This window comes from Streptomyces subrutilus (assembly GCF_001746425.1).
In the GTDB taxonomy this organism is placed as follows: Bacteria; Actinomycetota; Actinomycetes; order Streptomycetales; family Streptomycetaceae; genus Streptomyces; species Streptomyces subrutilus_A.
The window spans coordinates 1,061,258-1,084,171 of the sequence record NZ_MEHK01000001.1 but is presented as its reverse complement, the minus strand read 5'-3'; the positions used below and the strand labels follow the sequence as shown (position 1 = coordinate 1,084,171).

Annotated in this window: 19 protein-coding genes; 13 read left to right on the top strand and 6 right to left on the bottom strand. The window is 74.1% G+C overall.

Features of this window, described 5'->3' with window-relative positions:
* Nucleotides 1-7 precede the first annotated feature (7 nt).
* On the top strand, nt 8-922 hold the full coding sequence (locus tag BGK67_RS05860; protein ID WP_069918895.1) for a LysR family transcriptional regulator: 915 nt from the start codon (nt 8-10) through the stop codon (nt 920-922).
* A 297-nt stretch (nt 923-1,219) separates the two neighbouring features.
* Here BGK67_RS05860 and BGK67_RS05855 read toward each other — a convergent pair whose 3' ends face one another.
* Nucleotides 1,220-1,999, bottom strand: coding sequence for a DeoR/GlpR family DNA-binding transcription regulator (locus BGK67_RS05855; protein ID WP_069918894.1), 780 nt, complete (start codon nt 1,997-1,999; stop codon nt 1,220-1,222).
* Nucleotides 2,000-2,145: 146 nt separating this feature from the next.
* Between BGK67_RS05855 and BGK67_RS05850 the strand changes: the two genes are divergently transcribed.
* The 8 genes from BGK67_RS05850 (at nt 2,146) to BGK67_RS05815 (ending at nt 10,958) form a co-directional block, all read left to right on the top strand.
* The gene (locus BGK67_RS05850) at nt 2,146-3,048 is read left to right on the top strand and encodes an SIS domain-containing protein (protein ID WP_069918893.1); all 903 of its coding nucleotides are present in this window, start codon (nt 2,146-2,148) and stop codon (nt 3,046-3,048) included.
* Nucleotides 3,045-3,881, top strand: a complete 837-nt coding sequence (locus BGK67_RS05845) for a class II fructose-bisphosphate aldolase (RefSeq protein WP_069918892.1) — start codon at nt 3,045-3,047, stop codon at nt 3,879-3,881. Before BGK67_RS05850 ends, BGK67_RS05845 begins: the two co-directional genes overlap by 4 nt.
* Nucleotides 3,882-3,958: 77 nt before the next feature.
* Nucleotides 3,959-4,510, top strand: coding sequence for a DinB family protein (locus BGK67_RS05840; protein ID WP_079154041.1), 552 nt, complete (start codon nt 3,959-3,961; stop codon nt 4,508-4,510).
* Nucleotides 4,511-4,624: 114 nt separating this feature from the next.
* The gene (locus tag BGK67_RS05835; protein WP_069918891.1) at nt 4,625-5,815 is read left to right on the top strand and encodes an acyl-CoA dehydrogenase family protein; all 1,191 of its coding nucleotides are present in this window, start codon (nt 4,625-4,627) and stop codon (nt 5,813-5,815) included.
* Nucleotides 5,816-5,881: 66 nt separating this feature from the next.
* Complete coding sequence (locus tag BGK67_RS05830) at nt 5,882-6,280, top strand: nuclear transport factor 2 family protein (protein WP_069918890.1); 399 nt, start codon at nt 5,882-5,884, stop codon at nt 6,278-6,280.
* A 123-nt stretch (nt 6,281-6,403) separates the two neighbouring features.
* Nucleotides 6,404-7,345 carry an oxygenase MpaB family protein gene (locus BGK67_RS05825; RefSeq protein ID WP_069918889.1) on the top strand — a complete coding sequence of 314 codons (942 nt, stop codon included), beginning with the start codon at nt 6,404-6,406 and terminating at the stop codon, nt 7,343-7,345.
* Nucleotides 7,327-9,387: a serine/threonine-protein kinase gene (locus tag BGK67_RS40695; protein ID WP_069918888.1), complete on the top strand. Its 2,061-nt coding sequence runs from the start codon at nt 7,327-7,329 to the stop codon at nt 9,385-9,387. Before BGK67_RS05825 ends, BGK67_RS40695 begins: the two co-directional genes overlap by 19 nt.
* Nucleotides 9,384-10,958 carry a phytoene desaturase family protein gene (locus BGK67_RS05815; protein ID WP_069918887.1) on the top strand — a complete coding sequence of 525 codons (1,575 nt, stop codon included), beginning with the start codon at nt 9,384-9,386 and terminating at the stop codon, nt 10,956-10,958. The genes BGK67_RS40695 and BGK67_RS05815 overlap by 4 nt, the downstream gene beginning before the upstream one ends.
* A 9-nt stretch (nt 10,959-10,967) precedes the next feature.
* Here BGK67_RS05815 and BGK67_RS05810 read toward each other — a convergent pair whose 3' ends face one another.
* Nucleotides 10,968-11,426 (bottom strand): nitroreductase family deazaflavin-dependent oxidoreductase, encoded by a 459-nt coding sequence (locus tag BGK67_RS05810; RefSeq protein ID WP_069918886.1) that lies wholly within the window; start codon nt 11,424-11,426, stop codon nt 10,968-10,970.
* 116 nt (nt 11,427-11,542) lie between these two features.
* Between BGK67_RS05810 and BGK67_RS05805 the strand changes: the two genes are divergently transcribed.
* On the top strand, nt 11,543-12,151 hold the full coding sequence (locus tag BGK67_RS05805; RefSeq protein WP_069918885.1) for a TetR/AcrR family transcriptional regulator: 609 nt from the start codon (nt 11,543-11,545) through the stop codon (nt 12,149-12,151).
* A 53-nt stretch (nt 12,152-12,204) separates the two neighbouring features.
* On the opposite strand, the gene BGK67_RS05800 is transcribed toward BGK67_RS05805, so the two are convergent.
* Entirely contained in the window at nt 12,205-14,082 is a 1,878-nt protein-coding gene (locus tag BGK67_RS05800) for a serine hydrolase domain-containing protein (protein WP_079154040.1), read from the bottom strand.
* Nucleotides 14,083-14,435: 353 nt separating this feature from the next.
* Between BGK67_RS05800 and BGK67_RS05795 the strand changes: the two genes are divergently transcribed.
* Both BGK67_RS05795 and BGK67_RS05790 read left to right on the top strand, forming a co-directional pair.
* Entirely contained in the window at nt 14,436-15,551 is a 1,116-nt protein-coding gene (locus tag BGK67_RS05795) for a nitronate monooxygenase (RefSeq protein WP_069918884.1), read from the top strand.
* A 5-nt stretch (nt 15,552-15,556) separates the two neighbouring features.
* Nucleotides 15,557-17,110: an acyl-CoA synthetase gene (locus tag BGK67_RS05790; RefSeq protein WP_069918883.1), complete on the top strand. Its 1,554-nt coding sequence runs from the start codon at nt 15,557-15,559 to the stop codon at nt 17,108-17,110.
* Nucleotides 17,111-17,225: 115 nt separating this feature from the next.
* On the opposite strand, the gene BGK67_RS38280 is transcribed toward BGK67_RS05790, so the two are convergent.
* Complete coding sequence (locus tag BGK67_RS38280; RefSeq protein ID WP_141754014.1) at nt 17,226-17,603, bottom strand: hypothetical protein; 378 nt, start codon at nt 17,601-17,603, stop codon at nt 17,226-17,228.
* Nucleotides 17,604-18,094: 491 nt separating this feature from the next.
* Between BGK67_RS38280 and BGK67_RS39900 the strand changes: the two genes are divergently transcribed.
* Nucleotides 18,095-19,387 (top strand): calcium:cation antiporter, encoded by a 1,293-nt coding sequence (locus tag BGK67_RS39900; protein WP_244291156.1) that lies wholly within the window; start codon nt 18,095-18,097, stop codon nt 19,385-19,387.
* A 27-nt stretch (nt 19,388-19,414) separates the two neighbouring features.
* Here the strand turns inward: BGK67_RS39900 and BGK67_RS05770 are convergent, their stop codons facing one another.
* Both BGK67_RS05770 and BGK67_RS05765 read right to left on the bottom strand, forming a co-directional pair.
* Nucleotides 19,415-21,859: a penicillin acylase family protein gene (locus BGK67_RS05770; RefSeq protein WP_069918881.1), complete on the bottom strand. Its 2,445-nt coding sequence runs from the start codon at nt 21,857-21,859 to the stop codon at nt 19,415-19,417.
* A gap of 190 nt (nt 21,860-22,049) precedes the next feature.
* On the bottom strand, nt 22,050-22,913 hold the full coding sequence (locus BGK67_RS05765; RefSeq protein WP_069918880.1) for a YhjD/YihY/BrkB family envelope integrity protein: 864 nt from the start codon (nt 22,911-22,913) through the stop codon (nt 22,050-22,052).
* Nucleotide 22,914 lies beyond the last annotated feature (1 nt).

Genomic DNA, 22,914 nt, shown 5'->3' with positions numbered 1-22,914 from the left:
TGGCGGGGTGATCGACCCCCGCCGGCTGCGCATCCTGCGGGCCGTGGCGGACCACCGTACGGTGACCGCCGCGGCCGCAGCCCTGTACCTCACCCCGTCCGCCGTCTCCCAGCAGCTCGCGGCTCTGGAACAGGAGACTGGCCACGCCCTGCTCACCCGCAGCGGCCGGGGCGTTCGGCTCACCGCGGCCGGCGAGATCCTGCTCGGCCACGCACACGAGGTGCTGGCGCAGCTGGAGCGGGCGGAGGCCGAACTGGCGGCGTACGCGGGCGGCTCGGCGGGCGAGGTGACCGTGGCCGCCTTCGCCACCGGCATCGCGGAAGTACTGGCCCCGGCCATCGCCCGGCTGGCGCTGGAGCACCCCGGGATCCGGCTGCGGGTGCGGGACGCGGAGGGCGACCAGAGCCTGCCGCTGCTGCTGGACGGCGAGGCGGACGTGGCCCTGGCGGTCGAGTACCGGGGCGGGCCCGGGGCGGACGACAAGCGGCTGTCCGTCCTGCCGCTGTACGCGGAGCCCTTCGACGCCGTGCTGCCCTCCGGGCACCGGCTGGCCGACCTGCCGGCGGTGGCGCTGGCGGACCTGTCCGACGCGGACTGGGTGGGCCAGTACCCCGGCAACCCCTGCCACGACGTGACGCTGCTCGCCTGCGAGCTGGCCGGCTTCCAGCCGCGGTTCGTCCACTCCTCCGACGACTTCCGCGCGGTGGCGGCGCTGGTGGGCGCGGGGGCCGGGGTGGCCCTCGTACCGCGTTCGGCGCTGCGCGGCATGGACCTCAAGGAGGTCCAGGTCCGCCCGGTCTCGGGCCCGGCCGCCACCCGCAGGGTCTTCGCCGCCACCCGCCGGGGCGGCGAGACCCATCCGCTGATCGCCCCGGTCCTGGCCGCCCTGGTCCGGGAGTCGGAGCGGCTGCCGGCGCACTGACCGGACCGGTCGGACCGGATCGGTCGGACCCCGGCCCCCGGCTAGGGGCGAGATCCAGACCGCGTCCAGCTCGGCCGGCCCGGTGTACCGCTGGGGGGGCCAGCGTGCCGGTTCCGGCGTCCATCCAGACGTGCGTGCCGCCGCTGGACACCAGGTAGCCGGAACAGGGGTTGTCCGCAGTCGGATACGGCGTGGCACTGCCGAGCACGGTCAGGCGGAAGGCGTCGCCGGCCGGGAGCGGGAGCGGGAGCGGGAGCGGGGGAGGGGGAGGGGGAGGGGGCGGGTGCGGGGCCCGGTTCATACCCGCAGCACCTGCACGCCCGCCGCCTCGAACTCCCGGGCCACGCCGGCCGCCAGGCCCGTGTCCGTCACCAGGACGTCCACCGACGAGGTCGGGCAGATCCGGGCGAAGGCGCGTACGCCGAGCTTGCTGGAGTCCGCCGCGATCACCACCCGGCGGGCCCGATCGCAGAGCAGGCGGTTGACCGACGCCTCGTCCTCGTGGCGGGTCGCCGCGCCGTCGGCCGGGTCGAAGCCGTCCACGCCCAGCACCGCCGTGTCCACCACGAGCTGCCCGAGCACCTGCTCGGCCAGCGGGCCCGTCAGCTCGTAGGACTGCGGGCGCGCCACCCCGCCCGTCAGCACGATCTTGAACTGCGGCCGGATCACCAGCTCGCCCGCGATGTTGAGGGCGTTGGTCACCACGGTGAGCGCCGGGGAGCCCTGGGCCAGGTCCGGCCGGCCGGCGAGGGCCCGTGCGACCTCCGTGGTCGTGGTGCCGCCCGTCAGGCCGATCACCTCGCCCGGGGTGATCAGGGCGGCGACCGCCTCGCTGATGCGGCGCTTCTCGGCGGCGCGGCGCGAGCCGCGGTAGCGCAGGGGGAGTTCGTACGAGACCCCGTGCAGCACGGCCCCGCCGCGCGTGCGGACCAGCAGCTGCTGCTCGGCGAGCTGGTCGAGGTCGCGGCGGATCGTCGCGGCGGACACGCCGAGCGCCTCGGCTGCCGGTTCCACCTCCACCTCGCCCCGCTCCACCAGCAGGTCCAGCAGTCCCTGCCAGCGCTCCTTGCGGGTCATCGGCCGCCCCCTTCGGTGTGCTCCATCGGCCTACCCGCCGAGATTAACCCAGGCGATCACCCCGTTGATGCTTGAAGTTGCGCGAAACTGCCAGCTACCTTGCAGGAAAACGCATTCAGACCCGTCTGCCGCACGAGGGAGCCTGTATGAGTCACGTCGCGCACGAGTTGGGCACACAGCCCGAATGCTGGGAGCGGGCCGCCGAACTGGCCCCGGCCCGGCGGTCGGTGCTGCCGCAGCCGGGCGAGCGTACCGCGATCGTCGGGTGCGGGACCTCGTACTACATGGCGCAGGCGGCCGCCGTGTTGCGCGAGGAGGCCGGCCAGGGGGAGACCGACGCCTTCCCCGCCTCGGAGTTCCCCCGCCACCGCCGCTACGACCGGGTCGTCGCGCTCACCCGGTCCGGGACCACCACCGAGGTGCTGGACCTGCTGGCGGGACTGCGGGACGCGGGCGTGCCCACGACCGCCGTCATCGGCGACCCGGCCACCCCCGTGATGAGCCTCGCCGACGACCTCGTCGTCCTCGACTTCGCCGACGAGCGGTCCGTGGTGCAGACCCGGTTCGCGACCACCGCCCTGACCCTGCTGCGCGCGCACGCCGGCCTGCACACCGCGGGCGTGGTGGCCGACGCCCGTACCGCGCTCGCCGAGCCCCTCCCCGCCGAGCTGGAGAGCCGGGGGCAGTTCACCTTCCTCGGCCGCGGCTGGAGCGTCGGCCTCGCGCACGAGGCCGCGCTGAAGATGCGCGAGGCCTCCCTGTCCTGGGCCGAGTCCTACCCGGCGATGGAGTACCGGCACGGCCCCATCAGCGTCTCCGGCCCCGGCACCGCCACCTGGTCCCTCGACGCGGCCCCCGACGGGCTCGCCGAACAGGTGCGCGCCACCGGCGCCCAGTGGGTGGGGGGCCGCCTCGACCCGCTCGCCGAGCTGGTCCGGGTGCACCGCCTCGCCCTCGCCGTCGCCGCCCACCAGCAGCTGGACCCCGACGCGCCGCGCCACCTCACCCGCTCGGTGATCCTCACCACCGGAGAGGAGGCGGTCCGATGAGCCTCGTCCCCGCCGGCACGCTCGTCCGCGAGGCCGCGGGCGCGGGCCGCGCAGTCGCCGCCTTCAACATCATCACCTTGGAGCACGCCGAGGCCGTGGTCGCCGGAGCCGAGGCGGCCGGGCTGCCGGTCATCCTCCAGCTCAGCGAGAACGCCGTGAAGTTCCGCGGCGGGCGGCTCCTGCCCATCTCCCGCGCGGCCGCCGCCTGCGCCGAGGCGGCCGGGGTCCCCGTCGGGCTGCACCTCGACCACGTCAAGAGCTCCGACCTGCTGCGCCAGGCCTGTGACGCCGGGTACAGCTCGGTGATGTACGACGCGGCACACCTCCCGTACGCCGAGAACCTGGAGGCGACCCGCTCCGCCGCCGACTGGGCGCACGCCAACGGGCTGTGGATCGAGGCCGAGCTGGGCGAGGTGGGCGGCAAGAACGGCGCCGCGCCGCTGGACCCGCACGCCCCGGGCGCCCGCACCGACCCCGACGAGGCGCGCCGGTTCGTCGCCGACTCCGGGGTGGACGCGCTGGCCGTCGCCATCGGCAGCAGCCACGCCATGACCAGCCGCACCGCCTCCCTGGACCACGCCCTGCTGGCCCGGCTCGCCAAGACGGTCGACGTGCCGCTGGTCCTGCACGGCTCCTCGGGGCTGCCGGACGCGGAGCTCGCGGCGGCCGTCGCCGGCGGCATCCGCAAGGTCAACATCGGCACCGCCCTGAACGTGGCCATGACCGAGGCGATCCGCACCCACCTCACCCCGGCGGACCCCCGGCCCTACCTGACGGCCGCCCGCACGGCGATGGCGGCGACCGCCGCGGCCATGATCAACGCCCTGAACTGACGGCGCGGGAGGGCGAACACCCCTCCCGCCAACCCCGCCCCCCGCGGCCGTCGGACCCTGCTCCCATAATCGCGGTCATGACGAACCGACGCGGCAGAGCCGAGATCTTCCCCGCACCCGGGCCGGACCGCCGCTTCACCGGTCCGGCGACCGGGGACGAACGACGGCTGCTGGCCGCCTTCCTGGCGGACCAGCGCACGACCCTGGAGCTGAAGTGCGCAGGCGTGGAGGGGGAGTTGTCCCGGCGGTCCGTGGAACCGTCCACGCTCTCCCTGCTCGGCCTGGTGCGCCACCTGGCCGACGTCGAACGCCGCTGGTTCCGGGTTGTGCTGGCCGGGCAGGACGTGAAGCCCCTGTTCTCGTCGGAGGCGGATCCCGACGGCGGCTTCGACGAGGCGGCCGCCGGCCCGGAAGCCGCCGACGAGGCCTGGCAGGCGTGGCGGGCCGAAGTCGCCTTCGCCGAACGCTTCGTGGCCGAGGCGCCCGACCTCGACGTGGAGGGCGACGACGCGTGGCGCGGGAGGGTCTGCCTGCGCTGGGTCCTCGTCCACATGGTCGAGGAGTACGCGCGGCACAACGGCCACGCCGACCTGCTGCGCGAGCGGATAGACGGAGCGGTCGGCATCTGAGGGCGCGCCCGCACGACCGGCGGTCCCGCGCCCCTTCCGGATTCTTGTAACGGGTTCTACTCTGACCGCCGCCACCACAGCGACCGGCTGGACCGCGAGACACCCGGAGGGGCCGTGCACCTCGAATACACGCCTGAGCAGCAGCAGTTGCGCACCGAGCTGCGCGCCTACTTCGCCGACCTGGTGCCCGAGGACGTCTACGCCCGCTACGAGGACCCGGCCGCGCAGAAGCGCTTCTACCGGGAGACCATCCGCCGGCTCGGGGCCGACGGCTGGCTCGGGGTCGGCTGGCCGAAGGAGTACGGCGGCCGCGGGATGTCCTCGATGGACCAGTTCATCTTCTTCGACGAGGCGGCGCAGGCCGTCGTCCCGCTGCCCCTGATGGCGCTCAACACCGTCGGGCCGACCATCATGCAGTTCGGCACCGACGAGCAGAAGGCGTACTTCCTGCCCAGGATCCTCGCGGGCGAGATCGACTTCGCCATCGGCTACAGCGAGCCGGATGCCGGGACCGACCTCGCCGCGCTCAGGTGCAAGGCGGTCCGCGAGGGCGACGAGGAGACCGGCACGTACGTGGTGAACGGGCAGAAGATCTGGACCACCAACGGCGACACCGCCGACTGGGTCTGGCTCGCGGTGCGCACCGACCCGGACGCCCCCGCGCACAAGGGCATCACCATGCTGCTGGTGCCGACCTCCGACCCCGGCTACTCCTGCACCCTCATCAACACGCTCGCCTCGCACGACACCACCGCCAGCTACTACGAGAACATCCGCGTCCCCGCCACCCGCCGCGTCGGCCAGGAGAACAAGGGCTGGCGCCTGATCACCAACCAGCTCAACCACGAGCGCGTCACCCTCGCCGCCCACGGCACCATGGCCATCCGGGCCCTGCACGACGTCCAGCGCTGGGCCGCCGAGACCAAGCTCGCCGACGGCCGCCGGGTCATCGACCTCGCCTGGGTCCGCGGCCGCCTCGCCCGCACCCACGCCCGCCTCGACGCGATGAAACTGCTCAACTGGCAGATGGTGAACGCCGTCCAGGACGGCACCCTCGCCCCGCAGGACGCCTCCGCGGTCAAGGTCTACGGCTCCGAGGCCCGCCGGGACGCCTACGCCTGGCTGATGGAGGTCGTCGGCGCGGCCGGCTCCCTCAAGGACGGCTCCGCCGGCGCGGTCCTGCACGGCGAACTCGAACGCGGCTACCGCAGCGCCGTCATCTTCACCTTCGGCGGCGGCAACAACGAGATCCAGCGCGAGATCATCTCCTGGATCGGCCTCGGCATGCCCCGCGTCCGCCGCTGACGGCCGGGACCGTGCGGCCTCCCACCAGTTAACTCCCGCACACGTCGCGGGTGTTACCGTCACGCCATGGCCAAGAGCGAGATCGACACGGTGACCGCCGAGTTCTTCGGCGCCTTCGACAACCGCGGCGGCAGGACCGCCGACGTGGACCGGATCCGCCGGCTGGTCGTGCCGGGCGGCGTGATCGTCAAGACGGGCCCGGAGTTCACCGTCTACACGGTGGACGAGTTCATCGAGCCCCGCTCACGGCTGCTCGCGGACGGCCGGCTCCTGGAGTTCGCCGAGTGGGAGACCTCGGAACGGACCGAGATCGCGGGCGACATCGCCTCGCGGTTCGGCGCCTACCGCAAGTCCGGGATCCTGGACGGCGAGCCCTTCGAGGGCGGCGGGACCAAGACCATCCAGTTCGTCCGCACCCCGGAGGGCTGGCGCATCTCGGCGTTCGCCTGGCACGACCACTCCTGACGACCGAGGGGTCCGGCCCCCCCCGGTCCCGGTTTCCGCCGTAGGCCGCGCCCCGCCTCCTGGCCGCCGCGCCCGACCCCCTCGTACGCTGGAGCCCCGGGCGCATGCCACAGGAGGTGCGGGATGGGTGGTGTCGTGGCCGTCGTACCCGACCCGGGGTTGTACGGGCCGGCGTCCGTCACCTGGCAGTGCCACGGCGATCCGATGATGTGGATCGCCGGCGTCCGGGCGCTGTACCTGCAGGCGCTGCACCCCCGTGCCGTGCGCGGGGTCATGGAGAACAGCGACTTCCGGCGTGACGCCTGGGGGCGGCTGCTGCGCACCGCCGACTTCGTCGGCACGCTCACCTACGGCACCGCCGAAGAGGCCGAACGCGCCGGGGCCCGGGTCCGGGCCATCCACCGCAAGCTCTCCGCCGCCGACCCGGACACCGGCGAGCGCTTCCCCGTCGACGAACCGGCCCTGCTGCTCTGGATCCACTGCGCCCAGATCGACAGCTTCCTGCACGTGCTGCGCCGCTCGGGCGTCCCCCTCACCCCCGCCCAGGCCGACCGCTACGTCGACGAGAACCGGGTGAACGCCCGCCTCGTCGGCCTCGACCCGGCCGCCGTCCCCGCCGGCACGGCGCAGCTCGCCGCGTACTTCGAGAAGGTCCGCCCCGAACTCGCCGCCGGAGCCGACGCCCGCGCCGTCGACGACTTCCTGCGCGGCCCGCCCGTCCACCCGCTCCTCGTGCCTGGCCGGAATCTGCTGTGGCGCCCGCTCGCCGGCCTCGCCTACGGGTCCCTCCCCGGCTGGGCGCACCAGCTGTACGGGCGCCCGGCCCCGGCCCCGCTCAGCATCACCCGTCGCCTGCGTCTCACCGGGCACGTGTTGCGCAGCATTCCCGCAGGTCTGCGCTGGCAGCTGCCCCCAGGTCACATCTTGAAGGCGATGCGCCGCATGGGCCCCGGGAGTCGCCCCTCCCCGTACACACTGCGTACATCAGCGGCCATACTGGACCGGCCGGGGAGGGCGAGGCACGACAACGGGGGCGACTTCAAGACATGGCGGAGTCCAGACTGATCCAGGGCCGTTACCGTTCGCTCGACCTGATCGGTCGCGGCGGCATGGGCGAGGTGTGGCGGGCCCGGGACGAGTCGCTGGGCCGGCAGGTCGCCGTGAAGTGTCTCAAACCGATCGGTGCGGAGCATGACGCCCATTTCACCCAGGTGCTGCGCGAGCGGTTCCGCCGCGAAGCGCGCGTCGCCGCCTCCCTCCAGCACCGGGGCGTCACGGTCGTGCACGACTTCGGCGACGACAGCGCCGCAGGCGGCCCCCTCTACCTCGTCATGGAACTCCTCGAAGGCCGCAACCTCAGCCAGCTCCTGGAGGACAACGAGACCCGCCCGCTCCCCGTCGACGTGGTCGTCGACATCGCGGAGCAGATGGCCGCCGCCCTCGGCTACACCCACGACCAGGGCGTCGTGCACCGCGACCTCAAACCGGCCAACATCATGCGGCTCACCGACGGCACCGTGAAGATCTGCGACTTCGGCATCGCCCGCCTCGCCCACGACATCGGCTTCACCGCCAAGCTCACCGGCGGCGGCATGGCCATGGGCACCCCGCACTACATGTCGCCCGAGCAGATCGCCGGCGGCGAGGTCGACCACCGCAGCGACCTCTACTCGCTCGGCTGCGTCCTCTACGAGATCGCCACCGGCGCACCGCCCTTCGACCTCGGAGACTCCTGGTCCGTGCTGGTCGGCCACCGCGACACCGCTCCCGTGCCGCTGCGCGAGCACCGGCCGGAACTGCCCGGCTACTTCGAACGGGTGGTTCTGGACCTTCTCGCCAAGCGGCCCGAGGACCGGCCCGGCGACGCGCGCCACCTGCACCGCAGGCTCGTCGAGGCCCGCCTCGGCCCGGCCGGGCCGTCCGGCGCGCAGGCCCCCCTGCCGGCCTGGGCGCAGGGGATCACCGCCGGGCGCAAGGCCGGTATCGAGGCCCGCCCCGCGAGCGGCGAGTGGGCGGTGCTCACCGGCGCCTGGACGGCCGCGCGCCCGAGCGGTGCGCAGCGGATCGTGCGCCCCGCGCCCGCCGAGGACCCCCGGCTCACCGCGCCGTACGGGGCTCCGCGTCTGCCCGGCCCGCGCGGGAGCGGCCCCGACGCCCTCGCCGCACGCCACACCCGTGCCTTCGCGCTCAGCCGGGCCGGCCGCACCGAGGAGGCCCTCGCCGGGTACGAAGCCGTGGCGGAGGGCCGCGCACGGGTGCTCGGCCCGGACCACGCCGACACCCTGGCCGCGCGCCAGGAGGCGGCGTACGAACTGGGCAGGCTCGGCCGGCACTCCGAGGCGTACGCGATCTACCGGGCGGTGCTCGTCGCCCGCGAGCGCACCGCGGGAGCGCTCCACCCCGACACCCTGCGCTGCCGCCACAACCTGGCCTGCGCCCTCGGCGCGCTGGGCCGGTTCGCGGAGGCCCACGCCACCGCCGCCGCGGTCGCCGCCGACCGGGCGGCCGTCCTCGGCGCCGAGCACGCGGACACCCTCCTGACCCGCTACGAGGTGGCGTACGCGCTCGGCCGCCTGGAGCGCTGGCAGGAGGCCCTGGCCGCGTTCCGCGAAGTGGCCGCCGTACGGGAAGGGGTGCTCGGCCGCGACCACCCCGACACCCTGGCCGCGCGCTACGAGGTCGGCATCGCGCTCGGCCGCTCCGGGAACAGCGCCCAGGCCCTCGACCTGTTCCGGGCCCTGGTCCGCGACCGCACCCGCGCCTACGGGGCGACCGACCCCGAGACCCTGCGCGCCCGGCACGTACTCGGCGTCAACCTGGGCCGCCTGGACCGCTGGGAGGAGGCCGTGGCCGAGGCCCGCGAGGTCGGCGCCGCCCGGGCCTCGGTACTCGGCGCCGAGCACCCGGACACCCTGGTCAGCCGCCGCGAACTCGCCGCCGGGCTGGGCCGGCTGGGCCGCTGGGAGGAGGCGCTGCCCATCTACCGCGACCTGGCCGGGATCCGCGAGCGGGCCCTGGGCGACGCGCATCCCGACACCGCCCTCGCCCACGCAGACGAGGCCTACTGTCTGGAGCGGCTGGGCCAGGTGTGTTACCAAGAGCCATGACAGCCACGCGGGGCTCCAGCGGATTCGCACACGACGTCTACGACGCGGTGATCGTCGGCGGCGGCCACAACGGCCTGGTCGCGGCCGCCTACCTGGCCAGAGCGGGCCGCTCGGTGCTGGTCCTGGAACGGCTCGGGCACATCGGCGGGGCGGCCGTCTCCACCCGCCCCTTCGCCGGCGTCGACGCCCGCCTCTCGCGATACTCCTACCTCGTCTCCCTGCTCCCCGCCAAGATCGTGCGCGATCTGGGGCTGCGGTTCGCGGTCCGCAAGCGCGGCGTCTCCTCGTACACGCCCACCCTGCGCGACGGGCGCCCCGGCGGGCTCCTCGTCGGCGGCGGCGAGGAGCGCACCCGCGCCTCCTTCGCCCGGCTGACCGGCTCGGACCGCGAGTACGAGAGCTGGCGCGCCTTCTACGGCACCACCGGCCGGGTCGCGGGGAAGGTCTTCCCGACCCTGACCGAACCGCTGCCGACGCGGGAGGCGCTGCGTGCCCGGATCGACGACGACGCGGCCTGGCGGATGCTGTTCGAGGAGCCCCTCGGGGCGGCGGTGGAAAGGTACTTCGCCGACGACCTGGTACGCGGCGTGGTCCTGACCGACGGGCTGATCGGCACCTTCGCGGACGCGCACGACCCCTCGCTGGCCCAGAACCGCTGCTTCCTCTACCACGTCATCGGCGGCGGCACCGGCGACTGGGACGTGCCCGTCGGCGGCATGGGCACGCTCACCGACGCCCTGGCCGAAGCGGCGCGGGCCGCCGGGGCGGAGATCGCCGCCGGGCACGAGGTGCTGCGGATCGACACGGACGGGACCGGGCCGGCCGAGGTGGTGTTCCGTACGGCGAAGGGGGAGGGGCGGGCCGTCGGCCGCACGGTACTGGTCAACGCCTCCCCGCAGGCGCTGGCCGGACTCCTCGGCGAGGCGCCGGCGCAGCCCGCGCCCGAGGGCGCCCAGCTCAAGGTGAACATGCTGCTGCGGCGGCTACCCCGGCTGCGGGACACCGCCGTCGACCCGCGCGAGGCCTTCGGCGGCACCTTCCACATCGCCGAGGGCTACGCCGAACTGGCCAGGGCGCACGCGGAGGCCGCGTCCGGGGAGCTGCCCTCCGCACCGCCGTCCGAGATCTACTGCCATTCGCTGACCGACCCGACGATCCTCGGGCCGGAGCTGGTGGAGCAGGGCTACCAGACCCTCACCCTGTTCGGCCTGCACACCCCGGCCAGGCTGTTCGGCCACGACAACAGGCAGGCGCGCGAGGTGCTGCTGACCGCCACCCTCGCGCAGCTCGACGCGCACCTGGCCGAGCCGCTCACCGACTGCCTCGCCTTCGACGCGGACGGCCGCCCGTGCATCGAGGCGAAGACCCCGCCGGACCTGGAACGCGAACTGCGGCTGCCCGGCGGGCACATCTTCCACCGCGACCTGTCCTGGCCCTACGGGGACTCGGGGCGCTGGGGAGTGGAGACCGCCCACCGCAACGTACTGCTGTGCGGTGCGGGGGCGGTGCGCGGCGGAGGGGTCAGCGGGATCCCCGGGCACAACGCGGCGATGGCGGTGCTGGGGCACTGACCCCGCGGCCTACCCGGCGGCGCCGACCGGCTCGATGACGACGACCGGGATCTCACGGCTGGTCTTGGTCTGGTACTCGTCGTACGAAGGCCAGTGCTTGACCATCAGCGGCCAGTACGCGGCACGCTCCTCGGAGGTCGCGGTGCGGGCCCTGCCCCGCAGGACCTCGGCGCCGACCTGGATGCGGACCTCCGGGTTCTCGGTCAGGTTCCGGTACCACAGCGGGTGCGCCGGGTCGCCGCCCTTGGAGGCGACGAGGAGGTAACGCCCGTTGTCCTCACCGTAGATGAGGGGGGTGCGCACCGGGTTCCCGGAGACCCGGCCCACGGTGGTGAGCAGCAGGGTCCGGGTGCCGTTCCAGTAGTGGCCCTCGGCCCCGTTCGAGCCCACGTACTGCTTGACGTGGTCGAGCTGCCAGCTCCCGGGCCTGGGGTCGGTCGGGTGGTCCCAGTCGATCTCGGTCGTCATGGCGGTCTGCCTGCCTTCGTGTCGAACGGTCAACGAACCCCGACAACGAGTCCGAACGTCCGCGGGCACGGTATTCATTCCGGGCACCGGTTGCTCTACATCGGTAGAGTGGCTTTATGCCCACCCCGGACCGCGGCCCCGACCGCAGAACGCTCATCGCGGACACCGCCATCGACCTCGTCGCCGCGGGCGGTCTGCGGGCCCTGACCCACCGGGCGGTCGACGCCGCCGCCGGGCTGCCGGCCGGCAGCACCTCGTACTACTTCCGTACCCGCACGGCGCTGATCGCCGCCTGCTATCAGCGCCTGGCGGAGCTGGACCTCGCCGACCTCGACGCGGACGGACCGCCGCTGCCGCCTCCGCCGCTGCCGCCGCCGGACCGCGCGGCGGCCGCGGCGGCGCTCGCCGGGCTGCTGTACCGCTGGCTGACGGCGGGCCGCGCCCGCCAGCTGGCCCGCTTCGAACTCAGCCTCGAGGCGGCCCGCAATCCGGAGCTTGAGCCGGACTTCCACCGGGCGGGCCAGGGTGCGCGGACCCGGGCGGCGGGGATCCTCGCCGCCCTCGGCGCGGACCGTCCCGAAGAGGCGGCCGACCTCCTGGTGGCCTGGGCCGACGGACTCCTCTACGACCGGTTGGCCGGCGCCTCCGCCCGCTCCCGCCCGGCGCCCGACCTGTCCGAACTGACCTCCGTCACCCGGCGGATGATCGACGCGGCGCTGGCCTAGGCAGCCCTGCCCGGATCAGGACCTGGACCTGCACCGCGACCGGAGGTTCCGGGCTAGTCCGACGATCTCGTCCAGCCGGCGTGTTCGAGCCGGGCGGCGTCGGCCGGGCGGTCCTCGGCGAAGAGGAGGCGGGCCGGTTCCGCGACGCGGATGAGGTCCACGTAGACCCCGCGCCCCACGTAGCGGCCGGCCGCGGTGTGGCGCAGGCGCAGCCGGACCTCCCGGCCCGCCCAGGCCGCCGTGAGCGGAGCCTCCAGGCGGTGCCAGATCCGGCCGGACCAGCCGCCCGCCGAGCCCCGGGGCCAGCTCTCGGGCGTGCCGCCGGTGGACCGCAGGGTGCTGAACGCCAGCGGCTCCCAGCGCTCCCCGTCGGGCGAGGCCTCCAGGTGGAAGGCGCCCTCCCCGGGCACCGTGTCCCACCACACGGCGCAGCGCAGCCGGGCGGCGGCCGTCGCCGGGGTGAGCGGCGGCAGGGTCAGGGTGCCCGAGGCGCCGGGGGTGATCCCGGAGAACCAGGCCGGGCCGCCGTGCCTCGTACGCACCGGTACGGCGCGGGCGAAGCGGTTGCCGACGGCGACCCGGGGCGCGCTGCCGGCCCGCCAGGTGCGGACGGGGTGGACCGAGTTGCCGAGGAGGATCAGGAAGGAGTCGGTGGAGGGGTCCAGGACGAGCGAGGTGCCGGTGAAGCCGGTGTGGCCGGCGGAGTGCGGTGTGGCCATGGCCCCCATGTACCAGTGCTGGTAGAGCTCGAAGCCGAGACCGTGGTCGTCGCCGGGGAAGGAGGTGTTGTAGTCGGTGAAGAGCAGTTCCACGGAACCGGGGCGCAGGATGCGCCGGCCCGCGTACACCCCGCCGTCGAGGAGGGCGCGGGCGAGCACGGCCAGGTCGAAGGCGGTGCCGAAGACCCCGGCATGGCCCGCGACCCCGCCGAGCGCGTACGCGTTCTCGTCGTGCACCTCGCCCCACACCAGGCCGCGGTCCAGCCCGGACCAGGGCGGGCGCTGCACCTCGGTGGCGGCCGTCACCCGGCGCCAGGAGCGCGGCGGGTTGTACCGGGTGCGCTGCATCCCGAGCGGAGCGGTGATCTCGTCGCGGAGCAGCACGTCCAAGGTGCGGCCGGTGATCTGCTCCAGGAGCAGCTGGAGGGTGATCAGGTTGAGGTCGGAGTACCGGTAGACGGTCCCCGGCGTCTCCTGCGGCTGCACCGACCACAGCAGCCTCAGCCGGCCCTCGCGCGTGGGTTCCTTGTAGAAGGGGGCCCACGAGCGCAGCCCCGAGGTGTGCGTGAGCAGCTGGCGGACCGTGATCACCTCCTTGCCGCCCCCGGTGAAGAGCGGCAGGTAGCGGTGCACCGGGGCCTCCAGCTCCAGCCGGCCCCGCTCCATCTGCTGCACGGCCAGGATGGAGGTGAACAGCTTCGTCAGCGAGGCCAGGTCGAAGACGGTGTCCTCGGCCATCGCGATCCGCTCGGCCGCCGGGAACTCGCGTACCCGGTCGGTCCGTCCGTCGTAGTCCGCGTACCGCACGGCGTCGCCCATCGCGCGGTGCAGGGCGATGGTGCGGCCCCGGCCCGCCAGGACCACCACGCCCGCGTAGTAGGGGTGTTCGGGGGAGGGTCCCAGGAACCGCCGCGCCTCGTCCGCCACCCCCTCCAGGTGCCCGTCCAGCAGCCCGGCCTGGCGCGCGGATCCGTAGCGGAGCCGCAGGCCCTGGAGGGCGCGCCGTTCGGCCGGGCCGCCGGCCGCCGCGGCGGAGCCGCCGGGCAGCGCGGAGTGCAGGACGAGCACGCCGCCGAGGGCGAGCAGGCGGGCGCCCAGGCGGCGCCGGCTCAGCCCCTGCGTCCGGGTCTGCCCGTCCGCCCGCGTCTGCCCGTCCGCCCGCGTCTGCCCCTGTGCGGGTCCCTGCGCCCGCCCCTGTACCGGCCCCCGCATGTGCCCCGGCCCCTGCCTCTCTCCGGTGCCGTGCCCGCGCGGGCTCGCTGCCCCCGCTCCTGCGCCTGCCGCCCCGTCTTCCCCCGTATCCGATGCCATGTCCGGCCCTCCTGTCCGCTGCCCGAGCCCGCCTGCCGCGCCGCGCCGCTCCGCGGGGCTCGCTCCGCCCCGGAGCCCGGCGCTCCATCGCCGGCGGGGCTGGCTCTCACCGGCGCCGGGACTGGATCTGCCGCACGTTAGTGGGTATCTGCCCGCCCGGTGGCCACCCTCCGCACGGACCGGCCCGCAAAGAATCTGACACAGCATCAGAAAATCTCTTCCCTCGACTGCCGGGCTGCGGCATCCTGCGGCCCATGGAGACGGAGCTGAGCAAGAAACTGGGAGTCGAGCACGCCATCTTCGGCTTCACGCCCTTCCCGGCGGTCGCCGCCGCCATCACCCGGGCGGGCGGATTCGGCGTACTCGGCGCGGTCCGCTACACCGCGCCCGACGACCTCAAACGCGACTTGGACTGGATGCAGGCGCACACCGACGGCAAGCCCTACGGCCTCGATGTCGTCATGCCCGCCAAGAAGGCCGTCGACGGCATCGGCGAAGCCGACATCGAGGCGATGATCCCGGCCGGCCACCGCCAGTTCGTCCGCGACACCCTCGCCAAGCACCACGTGCCCGAACTCGCCGAGGGAGAGGCCTCCGGCTGGCGGATCACCGGCTGGATGGAGCAGGTCGCCCGCAGCCAGCTCGACGTCGCCTTCGACTACCCCATCAAACTCCTGGCGAACGCGCTGGGTTCCCCGCCCGCCGACGTCATCGCGCGCGCCCACGACCACGGCGTGCTCGTCGCCGCCCTGGCCGGCAGCGCCAAACACGCCCGCCGCCACGCCGAAGCCGGCATCGACATCGTCGTCGCCCAGGGCTACGAGGCCGGCGGCCACACCGGCGACATCGCCACCATGGTCCTGGTCCCCGAGATCGTCGAGGCCGTCGCCCCGCTCCCCGTCCTCGCCGCGGGCGGCATCGGCAGCGGCGAGCAGATCGCCGCCGGACTCGCCCTCGGCGCCCAGGGCGCCTGGCTCGGCTCCCTCTGGCTCACCACCACCGAGGCCGAACTACACTCCCGCGCCCTCACGGAGAAGCTCCTCGCCGCGGGCTCCGGCGACACCGTCCGGTCCCGCGCCCTCACCGGCAAGCCCGCCCGCCAGCTGCGCACCGAGTGGACCGACGCCTGGGACGACCCCGAGGGCCCCGGCGCGCTCCCGATGCCCCTGCAAGGCCTGCTCGTCGCCGAGGCCGTCTCCCGCATCCAGAAGTACGAGGTCCGGCCGCTGCTCGGCACCCCCGTCGGGCAGATCGTCGGCCGGATGAACGAAGAGCGCGGCGTGCAGGCCGTCTTCGACGACCTGACCAAGGGTTTCGAGCGGGCCGTCGACCGTGTCAACCGCATCGCCGGCCGAGTCCGAGAGGTGTGATCAGTGTGACCGACCAGCCCCCCAACGGATTCTGGGCGCAGGCCGCCGCCGACCCGCAGCGCACCGTCCTCGTCACACCCGAAGGCGAGGAATGGAGCGCCGGCCGGCTGCACGCCGACGTCAACCGCCTCGTCCACGGCCTGCGTGCCGCCGGTCTGGAGGAGGGGGACGCCTTCGCCGTCGTCCTCCCCAACGGCGTGGAGTTCCTCACCGCCTACCTCGCCGCCTCCCAGGCCGGCTTCTACCTGGTCCCCGTCAACCACCACCTCGTCGGCCCCGAGATCGCCTGGATCGTCTCCGATTCGGGCGCCAAGGTCCTCATCGCCCACGAGCGCTTCGCCGAGGCCGCCACCGCCGCGGCCGACGAGGCGGCCCTGCCCGCGAGCCACCGCTACGCCGTCGGACCGGTCCCGGGCTTCCGCCCGTACGGGGAACTCCTGCACGGACGACCCGCGTCGGCTCCCGCGGAGCGCACCCTCGGCTGGGTCATGAACTACACCTCCGGCACCACCGGCCGGCCGCGCGGGATCCGCCGACCGCTGCCCGGCAAGCTCCCGGAGGAGACCTACCTCGGCGGGTTCCTCGGCATCTTCGGCATCAGGCCCTTCGACGGCAACGTCCACCTGGTCTGCTCGCCGCTCTACCACACGGCCGTCCTGCAGTTCGCGGGCGCCGCCCTGCACATCGGGCACCCGCTGGTACTGATGGACAAGTGGACTCCGCAGGAGATGCTGCGCCTGATCGACCGGCACGCCTGCACCCACACCCACATGGTCCCGACCCAGTTCCACCGGCTGCTCGCGCTCCCGCAGGAGACGAAGGACGCGTACGACGTCTCCTCGATGCGGCACGCCATCCACGGCGCCGCTCCCTGCCCCGACCACGTCAAGCGGGCGATGATCGACTGGTGGGGCCGCTGCGTGGAGGAGTACTACGCGGCGAGCGAGGGCGGCGGCGCCTTCGCGACCGCCGAGGACTGGCTGAAGAAGCCGGGAACCGTCGGGAAGGCCTGGCCGATCAGCGAGCTCGCCGTCTTCGACGACGACGGCAACCGGCTGCCCCCCGGTGAACTCGGCACCGTCTACATCAAGATGAACACGGGCGGCTTCAGCTATCACAAGGACGAGGGCAAGACGAAGAAGAACCGCATCGGCGACTTCTTCACCGTCGGCGACCTGGGACTGCTGGACGAGGAGGGCTACCTCTTCCTGCGCGACCGCAAGATCGACATGATCATCTCGGGCGGAGTGAACATCTACCCCGCCGAGATCGAGTCGGCCCTGCTCACCCACCCGGCGGTCGCCGACGCCGCCGCCTTCGGCATCCCGCACGCGGACTGGGGCGAGGAGGTCAAGGCCGTCATCGAGCCGGCGGAGGGCTTCGCGGCAGGTGACGCCCTCGCCGCGGAGATCCTGCACCACTGCGAACGGCAGCTCGCCGGGTACAAGCGCCCCAAGACGGTCGACTTCATCGAGACGATGCCGCGCGACCCGAACGGCAAGCTCTACAAGCGCCGGCTGCGCGACCCGTACTGGGAGGGCCGCGAGCACGCGATGTGACGGGGTGTCCGGGCCGGGGCACCCCGACGACCCCGGCCCGGGTTTCGCGACGGCCCGCGGTCGGGCGTACGGGGGCGGCCGGGGGCCGCCCCCGTACGCCCGACCGCGCGGCGGGTCAGCCCGTGGAGATCCAGCCCAAGCCGGCCGCCGGAGGCCTGGGCCTCGCAGTTCGTGGTGTTCGACTCGAAGAACTCGCGGTGTTCCCGGCCATGCAGCGCATCAGCGGCAGGCTCCGGATGTCCGCGGGTCGGCCGGGGTGGAACCAGCCGGGCCGGGAGACGTATCTCTGGCCCGCGCAGTTGACGTCCCCCGAGGGGAAGTTGTCGTTGCGGACGACGCAGTGGGACTGCGGGACCGTGCCCTGGCGCGGGCTCGTGTGGAGCCGGCCGAGGCTGCCCTCGACGGAGTAGCCGGGCGAGACGTTCCGGACGGTGCTGATGTGCTCGCCGTTCGGGCCGATCAACCGGTTGAGGCTGCGCGTGGGCGTACTCACCGCGGGTTCGCCGCTGCAGGCGGCCTGACCATGGCCTGCCCGTAGGTCGCGGTGATCTGCTGGTAGAGGGGCGCCCGGGATGAGGGCGGCGCCAGGGGCGGCGGAGCCGGTGGCGGGCACGGCTCCGGGCCGGTGCGGCCGCGGTCGCCGCCGCGGCGAGGGCGGCGTCAGGGCGAGGAGGGCGCTGCGCAAGCGGGACGTGCGGCGCGCAGCGGATCTCCTGGCCGTCGGCCCCGGCGTCGGTGGAGGCGCCGAGGGGTGACGCAACGGTGCATACCGCCCGATCAGCGGCATCAACGGCGTTCCATCGGCTACCGGATCGCCACGGAGCAGCCGGTCTCCGGCCGATCGCGGGGCGGAGCTCGGCCGCCGCCCGCCGAGGGGTCGCGGGCCGCCGCCGGGCTCGGATTCCCCGTGAGAAGGGCCACGTCAGAGCCTCGAACGCGCGCCGTGCGGCGCACGGAAGGGACAGATCTGGCAAGTTGGCTGATATGAGTACGGCAACGAGCAGATCACCCCTGACCGACTGGACCGTCCTGGTCCCCGTGGTGGCGCTCGTCGCGCTCGTCTTCAGCTGGGGACGCGACCTGCCCGGATTCGCCGTGGTCCTGGTCTCCCTCTGCCTCGCCGGGGCGGTGCTGGCGGCCGTGCACCACGCCGAGGTCGTCGCCCACCGGGTCGGCGAACCCTTCGGCTCTCTCGTCCTCGCCGTGGCCGTCACCGTCATCGAAGTGGCGCTCATCGTCACCCTGATGGCCGACGGCGGCGACAAGACCTCCTCCCTCGCCCGGGACACGGTCTTCGCCGCCGTCATGATCACCTGCAACGGCATCGTGGGCCTGTCCCTGCTCGTCGGCGCCCTGCGCAACCGTGTCGCCGTCTTCAACGCCGAGGGCTCCGGAGCGGCGCTGGCCACCGTCGCGACCCTGGCCGTCCTCAGCCTCGTCCTGCCGACCTTCACCACCAGCAAGCCCGGCCCCGAGTTCTCCACCGCCCAGCTGACCTTCGCCGCCGTCGCCTCGCTCGCCCTCTACGGGCTGTTCGTCGCTGTCCAGACGGTCCGCCACCGGGACTACTTCCTGCCGGTGGACACCGCACGCGGCCGAGGTGGGGCGCACGGCCCCGGCGGGCACGACGCCCGCGACGGCCGTGCCCAGGACGCCGAGCCCGCCGAGCCGACCGGACCCGCCGTGCCCGCCGAGCCGACCGGACCCGCCGTGCCCGCCGGGCCGACTGGTGACGCCGGGCCGACCGGTCACGCCGGGCCGACCGGTCAGGCCGCGCCCGCCGCGCCCGCGGAGGATCCCGAGCACGCCGCGCCCCCCACCGCACGCGCCGCCCTGATCAGCCTCGGCCTGCTGCTGGTCGCACTCGTCGCCGTCGTCGGCGACGCCAAGGCCGTCTCCCCGGTCATCGAGCAGGGCGTGGCGAAGGCCGGCCTGCCCCACGCCGTCGTCGGTGTGATCATCGCTCTGCTCGTCCTGCTGCCCGAAACCCTGGCCGCCGTCCGCGCCGCCCGCCGCGACCGCGTCCAGACCAGCCTCAACCTGGCCTACGGCTCCGCCATCGCCAGCATCGGCCTGACCATCCCGGCCATCGCCCTGGCCTCGGTCTGGCTCTCCGGCCCGCTCATGCTGGGCCTCGGGCCGATCCACATGGTGCTGCTCGCCCTGACCATCGTGGTCAGCTCCCTCACCATCGCCCCGGGCCGTGCCACCCTGCTCCAGGGCGGCGTCCACCTGGTCCTGCTGGCCGCGTACCTCTTCCTGGCCGTCAGCCCGTGACGGCCGCGGCCAGGAAGGGGCCGGATCTCACCCGCGCTCGCGCGGCCACACCACCTTCAGCTTCGGCGACCTGAGGATGTCGCGCTCGCAGAACCGGGAGGTCACCCAGCGCTCCTGCGAGAACATCCGGGTCTGGTCGGCGTAGTACGGCGAGTTCGGGTTCGCCGACTGGCTGTACGTCAGCAGGGTGCGCGCGACCGGGCAGCGGCCGCCGTTCCAGCCGACCGCCTGGACGTGGCTGGAGCCGTGCAGGACCTCCGGATAGCCGCCGGCCGCCGCGTTCCACGGCGCCTCGATCTTGTTCCAGACGCCCAGCGCCTCCGTACCGCCGCCCACCGGCAGCTTCTCGCCACCGCGGACCACGAACTGGTGCTCACCCAGCGGCGCGTCCAGGGCCGCCCCCGCCGCCTTCAGCTCCGCCACCGCGTCCGCGAGCGCCCGCCCGATGCCGGGCGCCGCCTGGTTGAGCGTACGGGGCGTGCGTACCGGGTCGGCCGCCGAGAACGGCACCAGCCACAGGTCCTTCGCCGCGGTCGTCGCCGTCAGCCGGCGCCAGAACCGGTCGAAGAGCAGTGCGCCGCGGCTGCCGCTGTCCGCCGTACGGTCCCAGCCCGCCAGCACGGGGCACGCCGCCGACACGTCCACCGCCGTGCCGTCGCTCGCCGTCGCCGTACCGGCGGGCAGCGCCGCGCAGGCCTTCGCCGCGTCGGCCGCCGCCAGGTCACCGGCCGGCGCGCGATTGGCGAACTGCTGCTTCTGCAGGTCGGCCACGGTCAGCCGGCCCTTCGCCGCCATCGAGGCGACGTCCTCGATGGCCCCCCGGGTGCGCAGCGAACGCGGGGTGGCCACATTGCCCCAGATCCGCTCGTAGCCGGCCAGCGGGCGCTCCGCGTTGGCCAGCCAGGCACTGTCGTTGGAGTTCTCGGCGTACGGGGCGTCGCGCAGCGTCGGCGCCTTGGCCGGCCCGAACACCCCCGGCTGTACGGCGTCCGGGTCCGAGCCGAGCGCGCAGTCGCCGCGCGCCCCGTCCAGGACCGCCAGCCCGGAGGCCGGGTACGTGGCCCGGCCCAGCGCGGTGGAGCAGCGGGCCGCGAGCTCGTCGGTGATCCGGGGGAGGACCTGGGACTGGGTGAAGAGGGTGCCGCCCGCCGAGTCGGCGGCCACGGTGTTGACCCACGGCAGGCCCTGGGTGCGCCGCAGGGCGTCCTGGATCCCGCCGACCGAGCGGGACCTGCCCATGGCGAGCGCGGTGTCGGAGCCGCGCAGGTTCGCCGCGTTGGGATCGTTCAGCGCGTACGCCGTACCGGCCGTCCAGGGCAGCGGCAGCCCCGCACCGAGGTTCGAGACGACCGGTCCGTAGCGGGTCCACCACTGCGTCCGGGTCACGGGGTCGCCACCCGCCACCGGGACGGTGACGGTCCGCCGGGTCATCCTCTCCGGCACGCCGTCGACCAGGTAGGCGGTCGGGTCGGCCGGATCGAGGGTGAGCTGGTGCAGGCTGACGGGCGTGCCGGTGGCCACCGTGTGGCTCCAGGCGACCTTCTCGTTGAAGCCGATGTTGACGACGGTGGTGCCGAGCAGCGAGCCGCCCGAGACGTTCAGCTCGCCCGGGATGGTCTGCTGCGACTGCCAGAAGCGGCGGCCGCCCTGCCAGGGGTAATGGGGGTTGCCCAGCAGCAGGCCCCCGCCGCTCGCCGTGGTGGAGCCGGCGAAGGCGACCGCGTTGGAACCCATGTCGTAGCGGGTGGTGTCGAAGAACTCCCGCGCCGCCGCGGCCGCGGCCGCCGGGTCGGGCTCCTCCGGCGCCGTCGTACGGGTTCCCGCGCCGGGCGCGCCGGCGGCCGGCGGCTGGGCGGTGGTGATGCCGTCGATCCCGCGGCCCTGGCCGCCGAGGACCGAGACCGCGAAGCCGCGGGCGGCCACATCGGTGGCGGAGACCGGGCGCACCCAGGCCGCGCCCTTGCAGGCGGGGTCGGTGATCTTGTTCTGGGCCAGCCAGGCGTTGTAGCCGGCGGCCCAGCCGCGCATCAGTTCCCTCAGGTCCTTGCTGGGGCCGGCCGGAGCGGGCGTGGCCAGCAGCTTCTCGACCGTGCCCGACTCGCGCACGCCCTTGAAGTACAGGTCGCTGCCGAGGTTGCGGGTGGCGGAGGACAGGGAGCCGTCGGGCGCCGCCTCGGGGCCGAACCAGCGCGAGCGCTCACCGGCGACGGTGACGAACCCGTCGGCGAGTACGCACACCTGGTCGGCGGCCTGGGCCCAGCCGGTGCCGAAGCCGAGGTGCGCGTAGTCGCGGGCGAGTATGTGCGGGATGCCGTTCTCCGTGTACCGGATGACGGCGGACAGACCTCCGCCGGAGGGGCCCGCGTCTGCGGCCCCGGCGGCGGCGGCCTGCGGTATCGCGGCCGTCGCGGCGAGCAGCGCGGCGCCGGTGAGGGCGACGCGGCGGAGTATCGGACGGGTGCGGAGCAACATACCTCCCAAGTAGCCTGCGAATGAGCGAGGTTGCCGGTATGGCGGGCGGTGCGTCCGTGCCCCCACACTCATGCAGGCTGCTTGATGGTCTGTCAACATTCCGTTTGGTATCCATGTTCCCGACGGCTGCGCCGGATCCGCCGGGTCCGCCGGGTCCGCAGGGATTGTCGGGTCCGCAGGGACTGTCGGGTCAGCCCCCCGCCGGATGGTGCGGCGTGGGCGGTGGGGGCTCTTCCGCGGGGAGGTACCCGCTGCGCTCGAGGCGGCGGAGTGTGAGGTGTTCGTGGACGAGGCGGCCGACGAGGGCGCCGCCGTAGACCACGAACCCGACACCGACCAGCCAGGACTGGACGACCAGCAGCGTCCCGAACGGGCCGTAGGTGACGGCGTTCGAGGCGATCAGCGGGGAGAACGCAAACTGCGAGAACACGCGCAGCCCGAGCAGCCCGATGCTCGTGGCCACCGCCCCCGGCACCAGGGCCCGCCAGCGGACCCGCCCGCCGAGCAGCAGCCGCTGCGAGGCGACGAAGAACAGGCAGGTGCCGAGGAGGTCGCCCAGGGTGCCCAGGGCCGTGCCGACGGCGTCGTTCGACGGCGCCGGGATCTCGACGAGCAGCGCGAGGTAGCAGACCAGCAGGGCGAGCCAGACGACGTGCCGCCACATGGTGTGCCACCGCGCGGTCGGCACGTCCCAGACCTTCTCGTAGCCGGTCTGCACGGCGGAGCCGAAGGTCAGGCCGAAGACGGCCAGGGCCGCCAGACCGAAGGCCGTGGTCCGCTCCAGCGCCAGGTCCGCGGCGCCGAACACCACCTCGACCCGGCCCCGCGAGGACTCCGTCACCCCGAGGGCCTGGCCGAGCCACCGGCCGAAGCCCGAGCCGCTGCCGGGGGCGGCGGCCGCCACGACCACCAGCAGCGGCACCAGCGTGAGGAATCCGAGGGCCGCGAAGCCCATCGCCCGGTGCATCAGCTCCATTTCCCGGCCGCGGCTCCAGGCGAGCCCCGCGAGGGAGCCCTGCAGGCGGTCGTAGAGCTTCCGCAAGAACGAGGTCACG

What these genes read in the sequence shown, in the direction of transcription:
- BGK67_RS05805 (WP_069918885.1), top strand. Translation starts at nt 11,543, where the DNA reads ATGCCCACCCCGGACCGCGGCCCCGACCGCAGAACGCTCATCGCGGAC.
- BGK67_RS05850 (WP_069918893.1), top strand. Translation starts at nt 2,146, where the DNA reads ATGAGTCACGTCGCGCACGAGTTGGGCACACAGCCCGAATGCTGGGAG.
- BGK67_RS40695 (WP_069918888.1), top strand. Translation starts at nt 7,327, where the DNA reads ATGGCGGAGTCCAGACTGATCCAGGGCCGTTACCGTTCGCTCGACCTG.
- BGK67_RS05770 (WP_069918881.1), bottom strand. Translation starts at nt 21,859, where the DNA reads ATGTTGCTCCGCACCCGTCCGATACTCCGCCGCGTCGCCCTCACCGGC.
- BGK67_RS05855 (WP_069918894.1), bottom strand. Translation starts at nt 1,999, where the DNA reads ATGACCCGCAAGGAGCGCTGGCAGGGACTGCTGGACCTGCTGGTGGAG.
- BGK67_RS05815 (WP_069918887.1), top strand. Translation starts at nt 9,384, where the DNA reads ATGACAGCCACGCGGGGCTCCAGCGGATTCGCACACGACGTCTACGAC.
- BGK67_RS05830 (WP_069918890.1), top strand. Translation starts at nt 5,882, where the DNA reads ATGGCCAAGAGCGAGATCGACACGGTGACCGCCGAGTTCTTCGGCGCC.
- BGK67_RS05810 (WP_069918886.1), bottom strand. Translation starts at nt 11,426, where the DNA reads ATGACGACCGAGATCGACTGGGACCACCCGACCGACCCCAGGCCCGGG.
- BGK67_RS05825 (WP_069918889.1), top strand. Translation starts at nt 6,404, where the DNA reads ATGGGTGGTGTCGTGGCCGTCGTACCCGACCCGGGGTTGTACGGGCCG.
- BGK67_RS39900 (WP_244291156.1), top strand. Translation starts at nt 18,095, where the DNA reads ATGAGTACGGCAACGAGCAGATCACCCCTGACCGACTGGACCGTCCTG.
- BGK67_RS05840 (WP_079154041.1), top strand. Translation starts at nt 3,959, where the DNA reads ATGACGAACCGACGCGGCAGAGCCGAGATCTTCCCCGCACCCGGGCCG.
- BGK67_RS05800 (WP_079154040.1), bottom strand. Translation starts at nt 14,082, where the DNA reads ATGCGGGGGCCGGTACAGGGGCGGGCGCAGGGACCCGCACAGGGGCAG.
- BGK67_RS05845 (WP_069918892.1), top strand. Translation starts at nt 3,045, where the DNA reads ATGAGCCTCGTCCCCGCCGGCACGCTCGTCCGCGAGGCCGCGGGCGCG.
- BGK67_RS05795 (WP_069918884.1), top strand. Translation starts at nt 14,436, where the DNA reads ATGGAGACGGAGCTGAGCAAGAAACTGGGAGTCGAGCACGCCATCTTC.